Source organism: Hypericibacter adhaerens, from assembly GCF_008728835.1.
Taxonomy (GTDB): Bacteria; Pseudomonadota; Alphaproteobacteria; order Dongiales; family Dongiaceae; genus Hypericibacter; species Hypericibacter adhaerens.
In genome coordinates, this window is record NZ_CP042582.1 from 4,452,608 (window position 1) to 4,471,554 (window position 18,947).

An 18,947-nucleotide genomic window follows, 5' to 3' on the forward strand; every position below is an offset into this window, starting at 1 on the left:
CGCCGACGGCGCCCGGCTCCGATAATCCGGCCATGCTCAGCTATGCGATCAAGCGACTGATCGGCGCGGTCCCGACGCTGCTGCTGATCGTCGCCATCACCTTCTTCATGGTGCATCTCGCACCCGGCGGACCCTTCGACAAGGAACGCAAGCTCTCGGCCGAGGTCGAGGCCAATCTGCGCAAGGCCTACCACCTGGACGAGCCGGTCCCGGTCCAGTTCGGCCGCTATGTCGGGAACCTGCTGCAGGGCGATTTCGGCCCCTCCTTCCAATACAAGGATTACAGCGTCACCGAGCTGATCCTCGGCGGCTTCCCCACCTCGCTGACGCTGGGCGCCATCGCCATGACGGCGGCGCTCCTGCTGGGCATCGGCGCCGGCATGATCGCGGCCTTGCGCCAGAACAGCCTGCTCGATCACGCGCTGATGGGCGGCGCCGTTCTGGGCGTGGCGGTCCCCAATTTCGTCGTGGCGCCGCTGCTCACGCTCGTCATCGGCCTGCAGCTCCGCTGGCTGCCGGTGGGCGGCTGGGGCGAGGGCGGCTTCTCGATCCGCCACATGGTCCTGCCGGTGATAGCGCTGGCCCTCCCGCAGATCGCCACCATCGCGCGGCTCATGCGCGGCAGCATGCTCGAGGTGTTGCGCACCAACTATATCCGCACCGCGCGCGCCAAGGGCCTGCCGGAGCGCCTGCTGCTGCTGCGCCACGGCGTCAAGGCGGCCCTGCCGCCGATCGTCTCCTATCTGGGGCCCGCGATCGCCAACATCATCACCGGCTCGATCGTGATCGAGCAGATCTTCGGCATCCCCGGCATCGGCCGCTATTTCGTGCAGGCCGCGCTCAACCGCGACTACACCCTCGTCATGGGCGTGGTCGTGTTCTATGGCGCCCTCATCATCCTGCTGAACCTGCTGGCCGACCTCGCCTACGGGCTGCTCGATCCGCAGGTCCGCTATGACTGAGCCCCGATCCCTTGAGGCCCGCCCATGACCGACCTCGCCCTCGATGCCGCCCCCGCCCCCTCGCGCAGCCTCTGGGCCGATGCGCGCCGCCGCCTGTTCCGCAACCGCGCGGCGGTGGCGAGCCTCGTCTTGCTGGGCCTCATCACGCTCGCCTGTATCTTCGCGCCGCTTCTCGCCCCCCATCCGATGGACGATGTGAACTGGGACCGGATCATGGCGCCGCCGGACTGGTCGCTGGGCTACTATTTCGGCACCGACGAGAACGGTCGCGACCTCTTCGCGCGCGCGCTCTATGGCGGCCGGGTGTCGCTCTCGATCGGCTTGGTCGCGACCCTGGTGAGCCTCGTGATCGGCGTGGCCTGGGGCGCCGTCGCCGGCTTCGTCGGCGGCCGCGTCGATGCGGTGATGATGCGCATCGTCGACATCCTCTATGCGCTGCCCTTCGTCTTCTTCGTGATCCTGCTGACGGTGGTGTTCGGACGCGACGTGATCCTGATGTATATCGCGATCGGCGCCGTTTCCTGGCTCGACATGGCGCGCATCGTCCGCGGCCAGACCCTGAGCCTCAAGCGCAAGGAGTTCATCGAGGCGGCCCATGCCTCAGGCGTCGGCACGCTCGCCATCCTGCGCCGGCATATCGTCCCCAACACGCTGGGGCCGGTCATCATCTACACGACGCTGACCGTGCCGCAGGTGATCCTGATCGAATCCTTCGTGAGCTTCCTGGGCTTGGGCGTGCAGGAGCCCGATGCGAGCTGGGGCACGATGGTGAACGAGGGGGCGCGGGTGATGGAGCATTCCTACTGGGTCCTGGTCTATCCCGCGGCGATGCTGGTCGTGACGCTGCTCTGCCTCAACTTCATCGGCGACGGCCTGCGCGATGCGCTCGACCCGAAGGATCGCTGAGATGAGCGCGCAACCCGCCCTCCGGCCCGGCACGGCCCCGGTCTTCGAGATCGAGAACCTCCATGTGCGCTTCAAGATGGAGGGCGGCGGCGAGATCGCGGCGCTCGACGGCATCAGCTTCGCGATCGCGCCCGGCGAGACCGTCGGCATCGTCGGCGAATCGGGCTCGGGCAAGACCCAGACCTTTCTCGCGGCCATGGGGCTGCTCGCGCGCAACGGGCGCGCCAGCGGTCATGTGCGCTTCGCCGGCACCGAGATCCTGGGCCTGCCGCCGGCCGAGCTCAACCGGCTGCGCGGCGCCCGCTTCGCCATGGTGTTCCAGGACCCGATGACCTCGCTCAATCCCTTCCTGACGGTGGAGCGGCAGCTGACCGAGGTGCTGGTGACCCATCGCGGCTTCGACGGCGCCCAGGCGCGCAAGGCGGCGATCGCGATGCTGGAGCGGGTGCAGATCCCCGAGCCCGAGCGGCGCATCGGCATGTATCCGTTCGAGTTTTCGGGCGGGATGCGCCAGCGGGTGATGATCGCGATGGCGCTGCTCTGCGGGCCCGAGTTCCTCATCGCCGACGAGCCGACCACGGCGCTCGACGTCACGATCCAGGCGCAGATCCTGACGCTCCTGGCCGAGCTCAAGCGCGACAGCGGCATGGCGCTCGCCCTCATCACCCACGATCTGGGCGTGGTCGCCGGCCTCTGCGACCGGGTGCTCGTCCTGTATGCGGGCCGGATCGTCGAGGAAGCGCCGGTGCACGAGCTCTTCCGCGACCCGCGCCATCCCTACAGCGCGGGCCTGCTGGCCTCGGTCCCGCGCGCCGACCCCGCGGCGGACGACGCCGACGAGCCGCCGCTGATCGCGATCCCCGGCCAGCCGCCCAACCTGCAGCATCTGCCCTCGGGCTGCGCCTTCCGCACGCGCTGCCCTCATGCCTTCGAGCGTTGCGTGCGCGAGACGCCCCCGCTCCGCGCCGTGGGTCCTGGGCGCACCAAGGCCTGCCATCTCGAGGTCTCGCCCGCCGAGGCGGAGCGCCGGCCATGACCGCGCTCGCGCATGCGCTCTGGACCCGGCGCGCGCCGATCCTGTCGGTGCGAGATCTCCATGTGACCTTCCGCATCCGCCGCGGCCTCTTCAGGCCCGAGGCCGTGTTGACGGCGGTCGACGACGTGAGCTTCGAGCTGAGGCCGGGCGAGACGCTGGGGCTGGTCGGCGAATCGGGATCGGGAAAATCGACGCTGGGCCGCGCGGTGTTGCGGCTTCTGCCGCATGTCAAAGGCCGCGTCACCTGGCTCGGCCAGGACCTGGCGAAGCTGACGCCCGAGGCGCTGCGGCGCCTGCGCGCCGACATGCAGATCGTGTTCCAGGACCCGCTGGCCTCGCTCGATCCGCGCATGACGGTGGGCGAGATCGTGGCCGAGCCCTTGCGCACCTTCCAGCCGGACCTGCCGAAGAAGGAGCTGCGCTCGCGCGTCGTCGGCATGCTGACCCGCGTCGGGCTCGGCCCTGAGCATCTCGACCGCTATCCGCACGAATTCTCGGGCGGTCAGTGCCAGCGCATCGGCATCGCGCGCGCCATGATCAACCGGCCGAAGCTCGTCGTCTGCGACGAGCCGGTCTCGGCCCTCGACGTCTCGATCCAGGCGCAGATCATCAATCTCCTGATGAAGCTGCAGCGCGAGGACGGGCTCGCCCTCATCTTCATCTCGCACAACCTGTCGGTGGTCCGACATATCAGCCACCGCATCATGGTGCTCTATCTGGGCCGTGTGGCGGAGGTGGCCGAGCGGCGCGCCCTCTTCCGCGAGCCGCGCCATCCCTATACCCAGGCGCTGATCTCGGCGGTGCCGCTGCCCGATCCCGAGCTCGAGCGCGCGCGCCGGCATCTGGTCCTCAAGGGCGAGCTGCCCTCGCCGCTCAACCCGCCCTCGGGCTGCGCCTTCCGCACCCGCTGCCCCAAGGCGACCGCGATCTGCGCCGCCGAGCGCCCGGCGCTCGAGATCACCGAGGACGGCCACAGCGTGGCTTGCCATCACTGGCGCGGCTAGCGGCCCTGGATTGCCGGATCAAGTCCGGCAATGACGGAAGAAGAAGGAGCGCCCCGTATTTTCAGCCTGTCATCGCCGGGCCTGACCCGGCGACCCAGGACCAGGGACGCGCCTACTCCAGATCGAGCGCGCGCTTGTAGAGCGCGAGCAGCTCTTCCTGTTCCTGGCGGTCGGCCTTGTCCATGCGGCGGATGCGGATGATCTGGCGCATGATCTTGGTGTCGAAGCCGGTGCCCTTGGCTTCGGCATAGACCTCGCGAATATCGGCCGCCAGCGCCGCCTTCTCCTCCTCGAGCCGCTCGATGCGCTCGATGAAGGATTTGAGCCGGTCGGCCGCAATCCCGCCTTTCGCCATTCGCAGAAACTCCCCGTCGGATCAGCCTGTTCTTGAAGCAGCCCGCGGGCCTTCGGGGGCCTGCGGAGCCCGCGGACGATAAAGGGCGCCGTTGGGGCCGGCAAGACCGTCGAGAACGGCGACGGGAGCGGCGGAACAATTGACGCAGGGAGCGGGAATGATTCGGCGTCAAATCCATTGAGTCGGCGAGGGGAGCGGGTATCGGGCTTCCCCGGATCTCCGCTCCCCATGATCGAATCAGCAGGAGATCACGCATGATCGCCGATCTTTCACGGAACTTTTCGCGCCGAGCCGCAACGGCTCCACGGTTCCGGCCGGCGTTTCGTCTCGGAGTCGCGGCGCTGGTCGCATGGCTGCTGCCGATCGCGTGCGGCGGATGGCTCGCGGTCGCCCAGGCCCAGACCAACAACGGCACGACGATGCCCCAGGGTCAGACGCCCAGCACGGCCATCCCCGAGATTCCAGGCCCGGGTTCGACGCCCGGCGTTCCCGGAACGAATGGCGCCGGCGTCACCAACCCGGGGACCCAGGGCAACCCCGGCGGCCTGATTAACCCGGGCACGACAGGCACGCCCGGCGGCATCACCAATCCCGGAACGACCAACGCGCCGGGCGGCCTCACGAGCCCGGCCACCCCGGGCACTCTCCCGACACCCGGAACCCTGCCCAGCCCGAGCGGCACCGGCGGCTCGACCAAGCCGTAATGCGCGCCGCCCCGGCGGCAGAAAGGGCGTCTCCCTCGAGGGAAGCGCCCTTTCCCGTTGTCACCGGAACGGTGAGCGGCCGTTCAGTGCGAATGCGGCTTGGCCTGCGCCGCCAGTTCCTTCAGGGCCGGAATTCCATCGCCCTTCTGGTGCTTCGCCTTCCATTCGTCATAGGACATGCCATAGACGATCTCGCGGGCTTCAGGATCGCTGAGCGCGATCCCGCGCTCCTCGGCCGCCGCGCGGTACCATTTCGACAGGCAGTTGCGGCAGAAGCCCGCCAGGTTCATCAGGTCGACATTCTGCACGTCCTTGCGCTCGCGCAGATGCTCGACCAGCTTGCGGAACGCGGCGGCTTCGAGCTCGGTCCGGGTCTTGTCGTTCATGAGGCCAACTCCTTCTCTTGGACCCAAATATGCGACCGCCGCTGCCGCGGCACCAGGGGGCAGGCTTTTCAATATCCCCTCCCCCGGAACGGGGGAGGGTTGGGGAGGGGGCTGCTCGGTATCGGCCGCTTCGCACCCCGACGAGATCGCAGACCGAGCCATCCCCCTCCCTGCCCTCCCCCAAAAGTCGGGGGAGGGGATTGAAGGCCCGACGGATTGACCCGGCCCGGAGGACGGGCCTAAAACCGGGCCCGACACCCCATTTCCCGCGTCGAGGAACCGAGCTCTTGGCCACCCATACCTTCTTCTGCGTCGACGGCCATACCTGCGGCAACCCGGTGCGCCTCGTGGCCGGCGGCGGCCCGATCCTCGAGGGCGCCAGCATGAGCGAGCGGCGCCAGCATTTCCTCAAGCAGTACGACTGGATCCGCACCGGCCTGATGTTCGAGCCGCGCGGCCACGACATGATGTCGGGCTCGATCCTCTATCCCTCGACCCGCCCCGATTGCGATATCGGCGTGCTCTTCATCGAGACCTCGGGCTGCCTGCCCATGTGTGGCCACGGCACGATCGGCACCGTGACCTTCGCGCTCGAGCGCGGCCTCGTCACGCCGCGCCAGCCGGGCAAGCTCAATCTCGAGACGCCGGCGGGCTTCGTCGAGGCGACCTACCGGCAGGAAGGCGCCTATGTCGAGGCGGTGCGCATCCGCAATGTCGGCTCCTATCTCGCGGCCGAGGGCATCGAGGTCGATTGCCCGGGCCTGGGCCGCTTGAGCTTCGACATCGCCTATGGCGGCAATTTCTACGCGATCCTCGAGCCGCAGAAGAACTATCGCGACCTCGAGGACATGACGCCGGGCGACATCCTCCGGCTCTCGCCGATCCTGCGGAAGCTGCTGAACGAGGCGGTCGATCTCGTCCATCCCGAGAACCCGACCATCAAGGGCGTGAGCCACATCCTCTGGACCGGCAAGCCGAAGAACCCGAAGGCCCATGCGCGCAACGCCGTCTTCTATGGCGAGAAGGCGATCGACCGCAGCCCCTGCGGCACCGGCACTTCGGCGCGCATGGCCCAGCTCGCCGCCAAGGGCAAGCTCAAGGTCGGCGACGATTTCGTGCATGAGAGCATCATCGGCAGCCTCTTCAACGGCCGCGTCGAGGCCAAGACCAAGGTCGGCAATCACGAGGCGATCCTCCCCTCGATCGAGGGCTGGGCGCGGCAGACTGGCTACAACACGATCTTCATCGACGACCGCGACCCCTATAAGCACGGGTTCCAGTTGGTGTGAGGAAATGTTTTCTTTCCTCTCCCCCTGCGAAGCGGGGGGAGAGGGTGGGGTGAGGGGGGCCTCGATGGCGGGCGACATGTCGAAGGACGCGTTCGTTCCTGCAACCACCCCCTCACCCTACCCTCTCCCCCACGTTCGTGGGGGAGAGGAAGAAAAAAGCGGAACCAGGTAGCGGGTGTCCCTGCCTCCCCTCCTCCTGCTCGGCGGCACCGACCCCGTCGGGCGCTTCGTTATCGAACGCGCAGCGCCGCAACGCACCGTCATCGTCATCGGACGCTCGAAGCCGCGGCGGGAAGGGGTCGAATGGCACCGGGCCGATCTCGGCCATGGCGCGATCGAGTTGCCGAGGGTCGCCGCACGCCACGCCATTGCGACCCTGCCCGTCTGGCTCCTGGCGCCGCATCTGCCGGCGCTGGCGCGCCTCGGCGTCGAGCGCCTGGTGGCCTTCTCGTCGACCTCGGTGGAAGCCAAGCGCGACAGCCGCGATCCGGCCACGCAAGCCATCGTCACGGCCCTCGTTGAAGGCGAGGCCGCCGTCGCGGCCGCCGCCGCCAGGGCCGGCATCGGCCTCACCATCCTGCGCCCGACCCTGATCTACGGCACGGGCGAGGATGCGAATGTCGGCCGCGCCGCGCGCTTCATCGAGCGCTTCGGCTTCTTCCCCGTCGCCTGGCAGGCAGAAGGAAAGCGCCAGCCCGTGCATGCGGAGGATCTGGCGCTGGCAGCGCTCGCGGCCCTCGACCGACCGCAAGCGATCGGCCGAACCTACGCGCTGCCGGGCGGCGAGACCCTCTCCTACCGGGCCATGATCGAGCGGATCTTCGCGGCCCTCGGCCGCCCGCCGCGGCTTATCCGCGTTCCCGGCCTTGCCGCCGTTTCCGACCTCGCCAAACGAATGGCGCGCGACCAGGCCTTCGATATCGGCCCGGCCGCGCGCGATCTGGGCTACGCGCCGCGCCGCTTCCTCAGCGGCGGACGGCGCGATCTGGGGCTCTAGGCCCTTACTCCGCCGCCAGCGCCTGCAGCTTCGGCCGCTTGGCGACGGCGGCGCGGATGATGCCGAGCACGCGCTCGCGCTCCTCGCCCGCGAGCGGCATGCGCGGCATGCGCACCGTCTCGGTGCCGAGCCCGACCTCGGCCTGCACCAGCTTGATGTACTGGACGAGCTTGACCGAGACATCGAGGTGCAAGAGCGGCATGAACCAGCGATAGAGCGCGCGGGCTTCCTCGTAGCGGCCCTTCTGCGCCAGACGGTAGAGCTGCACCGTCTCGTCGGGGAAGGCGTTGACCAGGCCCGCGACCCAGCCCACGGCGCCCAGCATCAGGCTTTCCAGGATCAGGTCGTCGACGCCGCAGAAGAGGATGTAGCGGTCGCCGCAGAGATTCACGATGTCGGTGATGCGCCGGACATTGTCGGAGGATTCCTTGATCGCGACCAGCGTCTTCTCGTCGGCGAGCTCGGCGAACATCTCCGGCGTCACATCCACGCCGTAGGCCGGCGGGTTGTTATAGACCATGATCGGCAGGTCGGTCGCCCGCGCCACGGTGCGGTAATGCGCCAGCGTCTCGCGGCGGTCCGACTTGTAGATCATGCCCGGCAGCAGCATGAGGCCGCCGCCGCCGATCTTGGCGACGTCCTCGGCGAACTTGCAGGCGTTCCTGGTGGTGGCCTCGGCGGTGCCGGCCAGGACCGGGACCCGTCCCTTCACCGTGTCGAGCGCGAGCTTCACCATCGCGCGCTTCTCCTCGCCATCGAGCGTCGAGGCCTCGCTCAGCGAGCCGCACATGATGACGCCGTTCACGCCGGCCTTGACCTGCCGCTCGATCGAGGCGGCCGTCGCCGCCATGTCGATCGATTGATCGGGTTTGAACTGCGTGGTGATCGCCGGGAATACGCCGCGCCAGCCGGTCATGGGCAAAGCCTCCTCTGGAGGGCCGATGCGGCCCGAAGCGGCGGGAGGCTGGCACCGGCCTCGCCTCCCGTCAATCGGCGGATTGACCGCCCCGAAACTGAAGCGATTCGAGACGGTTAACCCTCGCGGGTCAGAGGTCGAGCTGGACGTCATAGGCCTTCACCCAGGCCCCGATCGAGCGGGCGCGCTCGAGGCCGGCGCGGCCGGGGAGCGAGCTGCTGTTGCCCAGAGGCTGCGCCAGCAGACCTCGGATCGCCGCCCGGTCGAACAAGGGAGCGGCCGGATGCGAGCGGTCCTCCAGCATCTCCGCCACCTCCTCGCGAACCGCCTGCTCGTAAGCCGGATCCTGCGTCGAGGGATAGGGGCTCTTGACCCGCTCGAGGATCGATCGCGGCAGGAGCCCGCGCGCCACGGCCCGGAGGATGCTCTTCTCGCGCCCGTCGAAGGTCTTCATCTCCCAGGGGATGTTGAAGACATACTCGACCAGGCGATGGTCGCAGAACGGCACCCTAACCTCGAGGCCCACCGCCATGCTCATGCGGTCCTTGCGGTCGAGCAGGAACTGCACGAAGCGCGTCAGGTGCAGATAGCTGATCTCGCGCATGCGCCGCTCGGCGGCGGATTCGCCCGCGAGCTGCGGCGTCTCGGCGATGGCGCTGGCATAGCTGTCGGCCTCGAACCCGGCCAGATCGAGCCGCTCGCGCAAGCCCGGATCGAGCACCTGCGTGCCGTCGAAGGCCTTGCTGATATTGGCGGCAATCCAGGGGAAGGTCCCCGCATTGACGGTCTGCGGATCGTGGAACCAGGAATAGCCGCCGAAGACCTCGTCCGCCGATTCGCCCGACAGGGCCACGGTCGAGTTCTGGCGCACCGCCTGGAACAACCGATAGAGCGACGCGAACATGTCGCCCGAGACGCTGAGCGGAAAGTCGGCGGCTTCCAGCACGGCCCGACCGAGATCGCGATCCGCCAGGCTCCGGCTGTCGAGCACGACCTCGGTATGGTCGCAGCCGATATGGTCGACGAAATCCCGCACGAAGGGCGTATCGGGGGTCTTGTGGAAATCGCCCGCGACGAAGGCCGAACCGTGCTCGGCGAAATCCACGGAGAAGGAGCGGATCCGCCCGCCCTCCCGGTCGGCGATCGCCCGGTTCGCCATCGCCGTGACGGTCGAGGAATCGAGCCCGCCCGAGAGCAGGCTGCAGAGCGGCACGTCGGACACGATCTGCCGCTGGACGATGTCCTCCATGAGCCCGGCGACATTGTCGACCGTCCGCAGGAGATCGTCGTCATGTTCCTGCGCCGTCAGCGCCCAGTAGCGATGCTTGGTCAGGCCGCGCCGGCTCACCCGCACGATCTGTCCCGGCCGCACCTCGTGCATGCCGGCATAGACGGTGGCCTCGGGATTCTTGGCGAAGGTCAGGAGCTCGCAGAAGCCCTCGCGGTTGACGCGGGGCTGGACCTTGGGATGGGCGAGGATGGCCTTCGGCTCGGAGCCGAACAGGACGCCGTCGGCGGTCGGATAATAGTAAAGCGGCTTGACGCCCATCCGGTCGCGGATGAGGAACAGCTCCTCGCTGCGGACATCCCAGATCGCGAAGGCGAACATCCCGTTGAGCCGCTCGACGACCCTCTCGCCCCACTGCAGGTAGCCGCGCAGCACGACCTCGGTGTCGCTGCGCGTCCTGAAGCCATGGCCCAGCCCTCGCAGCTCGTCGCGCAGCTCCACGAAGTTGTAGACCTCGCCCGTATAGATGAGCGAGGCGACCGTGCGGCCCTGTTCCTCCGCCTGCATCGGCTGCACGCCGCCGGCGAGATCGATGACGGCCAGCCGGCGATGGCCCAAGGCGACATGGCGATCGATCCAGACCCCGCCCGCATCCGGACCCCGGCGCGCCATGGTCGCTGTCATCCGCGCGATGACAGCCTCCTGCGTGGTGAGATCGCGCCGATAGCTCACCCAACCTGCAATTCCGCACATCTTCGTGACCCTTTCCAGTTTGCAATCGGAAGTCCGGCCGCGCTCGGTGGTTTGCGTTGCGGCCGGGCCTTCGCAGGGCAGATCGGGGGCCGATGTTTCGGAACCATGTCGGTCGACGCGAAATCGCGTTGCTGATGTGACGCGACAGCGCCAAGGACGCCGCAACTGCAGCTTCGCCTTCTTCCCCTCCCCCCTTGAGGGGGAGGCTGGGATGGGGGGGGGTGGCCGCAGATTCGTTTTAGATGCGAATGACGCGATCAAGTGCTCTTGCCGCACTACGTCCTACGATCACCCCCCACCCTGACCTCCCCCTCAAGGGGGGAGGGGAAGAAAGTGAAACCGCGGTCCGCTCCTCCGCATGGGTGACCTGTCGCGGACGCAGGGGGTCCATGTCGCGGCGGACATGGTTCCGCCGCCGGCCCGCCCCTATAAAGAGCGCCATGACGCTCGCCGATACGACGACGCCCGCGGCCGCCCCAGGCCGCGCCGCCCTGGCCGTGCTGCTGCTCGGCGCGGTCGCGGTTTCCTTCTCCGGCATCTTCGTCAAGATTTCCGAGCTGGGGCCTTCGGCCACCGGCTTCCATCGCCTGTTCCTGGCCCTGCCGCTGCTCCTCCTCTGGCAGGGTGTCGAAGCCCGTCACCAGACAAAGGCCCCCGCGAGGCCGCAGGCGCTGCGCGATTTCTGGATCCTCGCGCTTCCCGGCCTCTATCTCGCGGCCGATCTCGTCTGCTGGCACTGGTCGATCCGCCTGACCACGGCCGCGACCGCGACCCTGCTCGGCAACACGGCGCCGATCTTCGTGACGCTGATCGCCTGGCTGGTCTATGGGCAGCGCTTCCGGCCGGGTTTCGTCCTGGGCCTCGCCGTGGCTCTGGGCGGTGTAGCGGCGCTCATCGGCGCAGTCCATCTCGACATGACCCACATTATCGGCAATCTCGCCGGTATCGGCGCCGGCATCACCTATGCCGGCTACATCATCACCATCAAGGCCGCCCGCGAGCGCTTCTCGACGGCGCAGGTCATGACCTGGACCGCCGTCTCGGGGCTGGTGGTGATGCTGGTCGCGGCGCTGGTCTCGGGCGAGAGCCTGGTGCCCATGAGCCTGCGGGGCTGGGCCATCCTGGTCGGGCTGGCCTGGATCTCCCAGGTCGGCGGCCAGAGCATGATCGCCTGGGCGCTGCGCCACCTGCCGGTCGCCTTCTCCTCGGTCAGCATGCTGGTCAATCCGGTGGCAACCTTCTTCCTCGCCTGGTTCCTGGTCGGCGAGCGGCTGACCCCGTGGCAGATCCTGGCCGGCGTCGTGGTGCTGGCCGGCATCCTGATCGCGCGGCTTTACAGCGAGCGCCGCGGCTGATTCTCTGGTCTCCCCTTCACGAAACCGCGTCCCCGATGCCTCAAGCCCCCCGTGACCTGCTGCTGAGCCTGTTCCGCGCCGCGCTGTCGGTGGTGGATCCGATGCAGGCCGTGCCGAAACATCTGCCCCCGCCGCCCAAGGGCCGCACCATCGTGGTCGGTGCCGGCAAGGCCTCGGCCGCCATGGCGGCGGCGGTCGAGCGTCATTGGCGGGGGCCGCTCGAGGGGCTGGTGGTGACGCGCTACGGTCATGGCGCGCCCTGCCGGCAGATCGAGGTCGTCGAGGCCTCGCATCCGGTGCCCGACGAGCGCGGCCGCGACGCGGCGCGGCGGATCCTCGAGAAGGTCCAGGGCCTCACGCCCGACGATCTGGTGCTGTGCCTGATCTCGGGCGGCGGCTCGGCGCTGCTGTCGCTGCCGGCACCCGACATCACGCTCGCCGACAAGCAGGCGATGAACAAGGCGCTGCTCAAATATGGCGTCACCATCGCCGAGATGAATTGCGTGCGCAAACATATGTCGGCGATCAAGGGCGGAAGGCTCGCCGCGGCCGCCTACCCGGCCGAGCTGGTGACGCTGCTGATCTCCGACGTGCCGGGCGACGATCCTTCCGTGGTCGCCTCGGGTCCCACCGTGCCCGATCCGACCAGCTTCGCCGACGCGCTCGCCGTGATCGAGAAATACAGGATCACCGAGGCACCCGCCGTGACCGAGCGCTTCCGGCGCGGCCAGGACGAGACGCCCAAGCCCGGCGATCCGCGCTTCGCCCGCGCCCGAACCATCATGATCGCACGGCCGCAGGACGCGCTCGAAGCCGCCGCCAAGGCGGCGCGCGCTTCCGGCATCGCGCCCATGATCCTCGGCGATTCGATCGAGGGCGAGGCACGCGACGTGGCGCTCGTCCATGCCGGCATCGCGCGCCAGGTCGCGCGCCACGGCCAGCCCGGCGAGCCGCCGCTCGTCCTGCTGTCGGGCGGCGAGACCACGGTCACGGTCCGGGGCCAGGGGCGCGGCGGGCGCAATGCCGAGTTCCTGCTGGCGCTGGCGGTGGCGCTCGACGGGCATCCGGGCATCCATGCCATCGCCTGCGACACCGACGGGATCGACGGCACCGAGGACAATGCCGGCGCGCTGATGGCGCCCGACAGCCTGGCCCGGGGCTGGGCCAAGGGCGTCAATGCCAAGGCCCTGCTCGCCAACAATGACGGCTATGGCTTCTTCGAGGCACTTGGCGATCTGGTCAAGACCGGCCCGACCCTGACCAACGTGAACGATTTCCGCGCCATCCTGATCGAGAAGCGGCGCTGAGCGCCGACCGGTCCGCCGGCCAGGGAAAACATGACAAAACCGAAAGAGCCCGGAGCGCTTCCCGATTCCCTCGGATCGGGAAGCGCTCTAGGCTAGGCATCTTCGTCGGCGGATCCCGCCCGGGATCGATCCTCGGGAGCCCCCAGCTTCCGAGCCGGGCATGGGTCCGCCCCTGCGCACCCGGAACGTTCCTGCCAGCGCCCGCCTTGAGACAAGACGACCCCGAGACGCTTTCAGCGGTCATGAAGCCGAAGGTAGAGTTGCGAGCATGAGACGTGAACGACTGGCCAAGATCGTCGCCACCCTGGGGCCCGCCAGCTCGACCCGCGAGCAGCTTCTCAGCCTCTTCCACGCCGGCGTCGATGTGTTCCGGCTCAATCTGAGCCATGGCACGCACGAGGATCACCGCGCGCGCCACGCCGTCATCCGCGAGATCGAGGCGGAGACGGGGCGGCCGATCAGCATCCTGGTCGATCTGCAAGGCCCCAAGATCCGCGTCGGCCAGCTCGCCGGCGGCGAGGCGCAGATCGAGCGCGGCCAGCCCTTTCGCCTCGATCTCGAGGACCGGCCGGGCGACAGCACGCGCGTGCGCCTGCCCCACCCCGAGGTGCTCGAGGCGCTGACGCCGGGCGCCGACCTGCTGATCGACGATGGCCGCCTGAGGCTCAAGGTCGAGCGCGTCGGCCAGGGCTATGCCGACACCACGGTTCTGCTCGGCGGACGGATCAAGGACCGCAAGGGCGTCAACCTGCCGGGCATTTTGCTGCCGGTCTCGCCCCTCACGGAGAAGGACCGCCGCGATCTCGCCTTCGCCCTCGATCTCGGCGTCGACTGGATCGCGCTCTCCTTCGTGCAGCGGCCCGAGGACGTGGCCGAGGCCCGCCGCCTGGTGCAGGGCCGCGCCGCGATCCTGGTCAAGCTCGAGAAGCCCTCGGCCATCGACCGGCTGGAAGAGCTGCTCGATCTCGCCGACGCCGCCATGGTCGCGCGCGGCGACCTCGGCGTCGAGATGCCGCCAGAGGACGTGCCCTCGATCCAGAAGCGCATCGTCGCCACCTGCCGCCTCAAGGGCAAGCCGGTGGTGGTCGCGACCCAGATGCTGGAATCGATGGTGATGGCGCCGGCGCCGACCCGCGCCGAGGCCTCGGACTGCGCCACCGCCGTCTATGACGGCGCCGATGCGCTGATGCTGTCGGCCGAGACCGCGTCGGGCAACTATCCGATCGAGGCGGTCTCGATCATGAACCGGATCATCGAACGGGTGGAGCGCGACCCGCTCTATCGCCGCATCCTGGCCGCGCAACGCCCCGAGCCCGAGGCGACTGCGGCCGACGCGATCACCTATGCCGCGCAGCAGGTGGCCCACACGATCTCCGCCGCGGCCATCGTGACCTACACCACCTCCGGCTCGACCACCTTCCGCGCCGCGCGCGAGCGGCCCGAGGTGCCGATCCTGTGCCTGACCTCGAAGCGCGAGACCGCGCGGCGCCTGGCGCTCGTCTGGGGCGTCCATTGCATCGAGACGCCGGATGTCCGCAGCTTCTCCGAGATGGTCGACAAGGCCTGCCGCATCGCGCTCGCGGAAGGCTTCGCCAAGGCCGGCCAGCGCCTCGTCGTCACCGCCGGCGTCCCCTTCGGCACGCCCGGCTCCACCAACGTCCTACGGATCGCCTGGGTGGATGGCTGACGCAGCGACGCCATCGCTCCCTTCCTGATCGTCACTGTTTCTCTACCGTCACTCCCGCGAAAGCGGGGATCTACCGTGACGTTTGGCGCGTTGGATCAGGATGGATCCCCGCTTTCGCGGGGATGACGTATTGCGCGCCTCCGTTGCCCCCGCAAGCTGTCCAGGCTGTAGATCACGATCGCGATCCACACGCAGCCGAAGGTGACGAGGTGGGCCGGGGTGAAGGGCTCGCCATAGACGGCGACCGCCAGCAGCAGCTGGAGCGTGGGCGAGAGATACTGGCAGAAGCCCAGCGCGGCCAGCCGCAGCTTGCGGGCGGCGGCCGCGAACAGCAGCAGCGGCACCGCCGTCACCGGCCCTGCCAGGATCAGCATGAGATCGAGATGGGTGGAGACAGTGCCGAAGCTGCCGGCGTCGATGACGGCAAGATAGACCAGCAGCGCCAGCGCTACGGGCAGCAGCAGGAGCGTCTCCACCATGAGCCCGTCGAGGCTCTCGGCCGCCACGATCTTGCGCAGCAGGCCATAGACCCCGAAGGTCACGGCAAGGCTGACGGCAAGCCAGGGGAACTCGCCATAGGCGATGGCGAGATTGAGCACGCCGGCCGCGGCCAGCGCCACCGCCGCCCATTGCCAGGGCTTGAGCCGCTCGTGCAGCACCAGCGTGCCCAGGAGCATGTTGACCAGCGGGTTGATGTAGTAGCCGAGGCCCGATTGCACGATCTGCGCGCTCGCCACCGCCCAGATATAGAGCGACCAGTTGGTGGCGAGGATGAGTGCCGTCAGCATCAGGATCGAGCGGGCGCGCCGGTTGCGCAGCACGTCGGCCACATGCGGCCAGCGGCGCGACAGCGCCACCAGGATCGCGAGGAACGGCACCGACCAGACCACGCGATGGGCCAGCACCTCGATCACCGGCACCGTGGCGACGGTCTTGAAATAGACCGGATTCAGGCCCCAGAGGCAGAAGCAGCCCAACGCATAGAGGGCGCCGGTCAGCGTCTTGCGCTCGAGATGGGGATCACGGGTCAAGGGCGGAAATTCGCGTCGGGCCAAAGGCTCTGGAATGAAGGGCCGGGCGGCCGCGGCTCACCAATCCTGAGCCGCTTTCGCCAAGAGCGCCGATTCTAATCGAGATGCGCGAGGCTGGCGAGCCGGCTTGCCGGCCCGACCGTTCGGGCACTAGAGTCCATATCGGTATCCGTCAACGGTGCCGCACGAAACGGCGGGAGAGGGCCGTTCCATGGCCGGTGAGAAGACCATCATCCGCACCACCTGCCCGCGCGACTGCTATGACAGCTGCGGCATCGCGGTCGTCAAGCGCGGCGACCATGCGAAGGTGCTGGGCGATCCCGATCACCCGGTGAGCCGCGGCGCGCTCTGCGGTAAATGTGCGATCGCCTATAACGGCGCCTGGCGCGACCCGCATCAGCGCCTGCTGCAGCCGCTGAAGCGCGTGGGTCCCAAGGGCCAGGGGCAATTCCAGCCGATCTCCTGGGACGAGGCGCTGGCGACCATCGCCGCGCGGCTCAAGGGCATCGTCGCCAAGAGCGGCCCCGAGCCGATCTATCACTGCCATTACACCGGCACCTGCTCGCTGCTCGCGACCGCCTTCCCGATGCGTTTCTTCAACAAGCTCGGGGCCAGCGAGATCGAGCCGGATTCGATCTGCAATCTCTCGGCCCATGTCGCCTTCGGCTATCTCTACGGCACCTCGGCCGTGGGTTTCGATCCGCGCATGGCGAAGGACGCCGCCTGCATCCTGGTCTGGGGCGCCAACCCCTCGCACTCGGCGCCGCACGCGCACAAGCACTGGCTCAAGGAGGCGCCGGGCCAGGTGATCGTGATCGATCCCGTCCGCCATGCGACCGCCGCCGAGGCCGATCTCCATCTCCAGCCCTTCCCCGGTAGCGACGCGGCGCTCGCTTTCGCGATGCTGCATGTGATCCGCCGCGAGGGGCTGCTCGACCGCGCCTATCTGGCCCAGAACAGCATCGGCTGGGAGGCGATCGAGGCGCAGCTCGATCGCTGCACCCCCGCCTGGGGCGAGGCGCAGACCGGCGTGCCGGCCGCCCTCATCGAACAGGCCGCGCGAATCTATGGGCGCGGCCCCTCCCTGCTCTGGCTCGGGCAGGGCCTCTGCCGCCAGCCGCAGGGCGGCAACATCTTCCGCGCCGTGGGGCTGCTGCCGGCAGCGACGAGCAATATCGGCAAGCCCGGTGCCGGTTTCCTCTTCCTCAATGGCGGTGCGCGCAAGGGCATCGACGGCGAGGATATCGAGCGCCCCGGCCTGCGCACCCGGCCGCGCCATGCAATCAGCCATATGGATCTTTGCACCGCCCTCGAGACCCGCGACCGGATCCAGGCGCTGATCTGCTGGAACATCAACATCGCCGCCTCCAATCCCGACCAGGCGCGGCTCCATCGGGCGCTCGCCCGCGAAGACCTCTTCACGGTGGTGATCGACCTCTTCCGCACCGACAGCGCCGAGTTCGCCGACATCGTGCTGCCGGCGGCGAGCTTCCTCGAGTTCGACGACATCGTCTCTTCCTACTTCAACCTGACGCTCTCGGCGCAGAGCCGCGCCTTCGCGCCGATGGGCGAAGCCCTGCCCAACCAGGAGATCTTCCGCCGCCTCGCACTGGCGATGGGCTTCACCGAGCCCGCCCTCACCGAGCCGGACGCGCCGATCCTCGATCGCGCCGCCAAGGCTTGCGGGGTCGCCGGCGGTTTCGCCGAGCTCCAGGCCAAGGCGACGGTGGATGTGTGGAACGAACCGGTCGCCCAGTTCGCCGACGGGAAGTTCCCGACGCCCTCGGGCAAGATCGAGATCGCAAGCGAAGCAGCCGCGGCCGACGGCCATCCGGCAGCGCCGCAAGCGACGGTCGATGCGCGGCCGGCGCCCGGCCTTTATCGCTTGCTCTCGCCCGCCAATCTCTGGCTGATGAATTCGAGCTACGGCAACGATCCCGCCATCCAGGCCAAGCTCGGGCCGGAGCGGATCGCGATCCACCCGCAGGACGCGGCGAAGCTCGGCCTCCAGAGCGGCGACCGGGTGCGGCTCGAAAACGAGACCGGGCGCCTGGAGATGGATGTGGAGGTGGCGGCCCTGGTCCCGCCCGGCGTGCTGCTCGGCTCCAAGAGCCGCTGGCCCAAGGCGCTCGCCGGCCACGCCAACATCAACGCGCTCAACCCCGGCCACAAGAGCGACATGGGCGAAAGCTCGGCCGTGCATGGTGTCGAGGTGCGGCTGGTGCCGCTGGGGCGTGGCGTCGCGTCGCCCGCGAAGGCGGCCGTGCCGGCAAAGTAGACGATAGCTACTCCTGGATCTCCAGCTCGTCGATGCGGTGCTTGAACTCGTCGTTGCGGCTGGTGCTGCCATAGCCGCTGACGATGGTGCCCTCGGTCAGCTTGGCCGGATCGACGCCCATGGCCTTGAGCTTCGCCTTGGGCGGCAGGAACAGGTCGTGCTCCTCGTCGAGCACGCGGATCACGATCAGCGTGTAGTCCTTCTGGTAATCCACGCGGATGACCGGCCCGCCGATATTGAGCGAGCTGTCCGTATCATAGGCGTCGTCGGGTTCGGGATCGTCGTTGGCGGCGCGTTTGATGGCGTCGCGGTTCATGCCATAGACCACGCCGGTGATGACCCAGTCGCCGCCTTCCTTGGCGAAGTCGGTCTGCATCTCGACATGGGCGAGGTTGCCCTCGTCCATCACCTCGTTGACGGTATGGAGGCTGACGGTGCCGGCGGATTTGTCTTCGGTCATCTTCTCGACCGTAAAGCTCCGGGGCGCGGTCTTCTGCATCCACTCCGTCGCCATCTTCTTCTTGTCGGGATCGTTGCCGACCTCTTCGTTGTAGAGCTTGCGCTGCTCCTGGCCCATGAACTGGAGCACCTTGTCGAGATCGCCCGCGCGCTGCGCGTCGTAATAGGCCTCGAGCCGCTGGGTCAGGGTCGCTTGCACGTCGTCGGCCTCCGCTTGGCGGGTTGCGCAGAAGAGAAGCATGGCGACGGCGATGAAAATGTGACGCATGAGCTCCTCCGGTCGGGGCCGGAGTG

Annotated in this window: 17 protein-coding genes; 11 read left to right on the forward strand and 6 right to left on the reverse strand. The window is 68.4% G+C overall.

The genetic code is table 11. The features are described 5' to 3' along the window. The first annotated feature begins 32 nt into the window (after positions 1–32). From oppB to FRZ61_RS19980, 4 genes are read left to right on the forward strand one after another with little or no spacing between them, the layout of a single operon-like run. Positions 33–962: an oligopeptide ABC transporter permease OppB gene (oppB, locus tag FRZ61_RS19965; protein WP_151119381.1), complete on the forward strand. Its 930-nt coding sequence runs from the start codon at positions 33–35 to the stop codon at positions 960–962. Between the two features lie 24 nt (positions 963–986). Then, complete coding sequence (locus FRZ61_RS19970; RefSeq protein WP_151119382.1) at positions 987–1,868, forward strand: ABC transporter permease subunit; 882 nt, start codon at positions 987–989, stop codon at positions 1,866–1,868. Position 1,869: 1 nt separating this feature from the next. Further along, positions 1,870–2,904, forward strand: coding sequence for an ABC transporter ATP-binding protein (locus FRZ61_RS19975; RefSeq protein WP_151119383.1), 1,035 nt, complete (start codon positions 1,870–1,872; stop codon positions 2,902–2,904). After that, a complete protein-coding gene (locus tag FRZ61_RS19980; protein ID WP_151119384.1) occupies positions 2,901–3,908 on the forward strand; it encodes an ABC transporter ATP-binding protein in 1,008 nt (335 codons plus the stop codon). Before FRZ61_RS19975 ends, FRZ61_RS19980 begins: the two co-directional genes overlap by 4 nt. A gap of 112 nt (positions 3,909–4,020) precedes the next feature. Here FRZ61_RS19980 and FRZ61_RS19985 read toward each other — a convergent pair whose 3' ends face one another. Further along, complete coding sequence (locus tag FRZ61_RS19985) at positions 4,021–4,263, reverse strand: DUF2312 domain-containing protein (RefSeq protein ID WP_151119385.1); 243 nt, start codon at positions 4,261–4,263, stop codon at positions 4,021–4,023. A gap of 254 nt (positions 4,264–4,517) precedes the next feature. Between FRZ61_RS19985 and FRZ61_RS19990 the strand changes: the two genes are divergently transcribed. Beyond that, positions 4,518–4,967, forward strand: a complete 450-nt coding sequence (locus FRZ61_RS19990) for a hypothetical protein (RefSeq protein WP_151119386.1) — start codon at positions 4,518–4,520, stop codon at positions 4,965–4,967. 83 nt (positions 4,968–5,050) lie between these two features. Here FRZ61_RS19990 and FRZ61_RS19995 read toward each other — a convergent pair whose 3' ends face one another. Further along, the gene (locus FRZ61_RS19995) at positions 5,051–5,353 is read right to left on the reverse strand and encodes a DUF1244 domain-containing protein (RefSeq protein ID WP_151119387.1); all 303 of its coding nucleotides are present in this window, start codon (positions 5,351–5,353) and stop codon (positions 5,051–5,053) included. Between the two features lie 287 nt (positions 5,354–5,640). Here FRZ61_RS19995 and FRZ61_RS20000 point away from each other — a divergent pair, with 287 nt between their 5' ends. Both FRZ61_RS20000 and FRZ61_RS20005 read left to right on the forward strand, forming a co-directional pair. Continuing rightward, a complete protein-coding gene (locus tag FRZ61_RS20000) occupies positions 5,641–6,642 on the forward strand; it encodes a 4-hydroxyproline epimerase (RefSeq protein ID WP_151119388.1) in 1,002 nt (333 codons plus the stop codon). Between the two features lie 175 nt (positions 6,643–6,817). Then, positions 6,818–7,639 carry an NAD-dependent epimerase/dehydratase family protein gene (locus FRZ61_RS20005; RefSeq protein WP_151119389.1) on the forward strand — a complete coding sequence of 274 codons (822 nt, stop codon included), beginning with the start codon at positions 6,818–6,820 and terminating at the stop codon, positions 7,637–7,639. A 4-nt stretch (positions 7,640–7,643) separates the two neighbouring features. On the opposite strand, the gene FRZ61_RS20010 is transcribed toward FRZ61_RS20005, so the two are convergent. After that, positions 7,644–8,555, reverse strand: a complete 912-nt coding sequence (locus tag FRZ61_RS20010; protein ID WP_151119390.1) for a dihydrodipicolinate synthase family protein — start codon at positions 8,553–8,555, stop codon at positions 7,644–7,646. A gap of 130 nt (positions 8,556–8,685) precedes the next feature. Next, a complete protein-coding gene (gene asnB / locus FRZ61_RS20015) occupies positions 8,686–10,515 on the reverse strand; it encodes an asparagine synthase (glutamine-hydrolyzing) (RefSeq protein WP_407657856.1) in 1,830 nt (609 codons plus the stop codon). 461 nt (positions 10,516–10,976) lie between these two features. Between asnB and FRZ61_RS20020 the strand changes: the two genes are divergently transcribed. The 3 genes from FRZ61_RS20020 to pyk all read left to right on the forward strand — a co-directional run bounded on the left by FRZ61_RS20020 (position 10,977) and on the right by pyk (position 14,885). Beyond that, positions 10,977–11,891 (forward strand): DMT family transporter, encoded by a 915-nt coding sequence (locus tag FRZ61_RS20020; RefSeq protein ID WP_191909117.1) that lies wholly within the window; start codon positions 10,977–10,979, stop codon positions 11,889–11,891. Between the two features lie 35 nt (positions 11,892–11,926). Next, entirely contained in the window at positions 11,927–13,198 is a 1,272-nt protein-coding gene (locus FRZ61_RS20025; protein ID WP_151119393.1) for a glycerate kinase type-2 family protein, read from the forward strand. Positions 13,199–13,466: 268 nt separating this feature from the next. Beyond that, a complete protein-coding gene (gene pyk, locus FRZ61_RS20030) occupies positions 13,467–14,885 on the forward strand; it encodes a pyruvate kinase (protein ID WP_151119394.1) in 1,419 nt (472 codons plus the stop codon). Positions 14,886–14,980: 95 nt separating this feature from the next. Here the strand turns inward: pyk and rarD are convergent, their stop codons facing one another. Further along, positions 14,981–15,916: an EamA family transporter RarD gene (rarD, locus tag FRZ61_RS20035; RefSeq protein ID WP_191909118.1), complete on the reverse strand. Its 936-nt coding sequence runs from the start codon at positions 15,914–15,916 to the stop codon at positions 14,981–14,983. A 211-nt stretch (positions 15,917–16,127) separates the two neighbouring features. Here rarD and FRZ61_RS20040 point away from each other — a divergent pair, with 211 nt between their 5' ends. Then, the gene (locus FRZ61_RS20040; protein WP_151119396.1) at positions 16,128–18,194 is read left to right on the forward strand and encodes a molybdopterin-containing oxidoreductase family protein; all 2,067 of its coding nucleotides are present in this window, start codon (positions 16,128–16,130) and stop codon (positions 18,192–18,194) included. Between the two features lie 7 nt (positions 18,195–18,201). On the opposite strand, the gene FRZ61_RS20045 is transcribed toward FRZ61_RS20040, so the two are convergent. Next, on the reverse strand, positions 18,202–18,921 hold the full coding sequence (locus FRZ61_RS20045; protein ID WP_151119397.1) for a hypothetical protein: 720 nt from the start codon (positions 18,919–18,921) through the stop codon (positions 18,202–18,204). Between the last annotated feature and the right edge of the window lie 26 nt (positions 18,922–18,947).

Bases quoted from the DNA above. Each gene is read 5' to 3' on its own strand.
- FRZ61_RS19980 (WP_151119384.1), top strand. From the start codon at position 2,901: ATGACCGCGCTCGCGCATGCGCTCTGGACCCGGCGCGCGCCGATCCTG.
- FRZ61_RS19990 (WP_151119386.1), top strand. From the start codon at position 4,518: ATGATCGCCGATCTTTCACGGAACTTTTCGCGCCGAGCCGCAACGGCT.
- FRZ61_RS19975 (WP_151119383.1), top strand. From the start codon at position 1,870: ATGAGCGCGCAACCCGCCCTCCGGCCCGGCACGGCCCCGGTCTTCGAG.
- FRZ61_RS20020 (WP_191909117.1), top strand. From the start codon at position 10,977: ATGACGCTCGCCGATACGACGACGCCCGCGGCCGCCCCAGGCCGCGCC.
- FRZ61_RS19985 (WP_151119385.1), bottom strand. From the start codon at position 4,263: ATGGCGAAAGGCGGGATTGCGGCCGACCGGCTCAAATCCTTCATCGAG.
- FRZ61_RS20040 (WP_151119396.1), top strand. From the start codon at position 16,128: ATGGCCGGTGAGAAGACCATCATCCGCACCACCTGCCCGCGCGACTGC.
- FRZ61_RS20045 (WP_151119397.1), bottom strand. From the start codon at position 18,921: ATGCGTCACATTTTCATCGCCGTCGCCATGCTTCTCTTCTGCGCAACC.
- FRZ61_RS20025 (WP_151119393.1), top strand. From the start codon at position 11,927: ATGCCTCAAGCCCCCCGTGACCTGCTGCTGAGCCTGTTCCGCGCCGCG.
- FRZ61_RS19995 (WP_151119387.1), bottom strand. From the start codon at position 5,353: ATGAACGACAAGACCCGGACCGAGCTCGAAGCCGCCGCGTTCCGCAAG.
- FRZ61_RS20010 (WP_151119390.1), bottom strand. From the start codon at position 8,555: ATGACCGGCTGGCGCGGCGTATTCCCGGCGATCACCACGCAGTTCAAA.
- FRZ61_RS19970 (WP_151119382.1), top strand. From the start codon at position 987: ATGACCGACCTCGCCCTCGATGCCGCCCCCGCCCCCTCGCGCAGCCTC.
- pyk (WP_151119394.1), top strand. From the start codon at position 13,467: ATGAGACGTGAACGACTGGCCAAGATCGTCGCCACCCTGGGGCCCGCC.
- oppB (WP_151119381.1), top strand. From the start codon at position 33: ATGCTCAGCTATGCGATCAAGCGACTGATCGGCGCGGTCCCGACGCTG.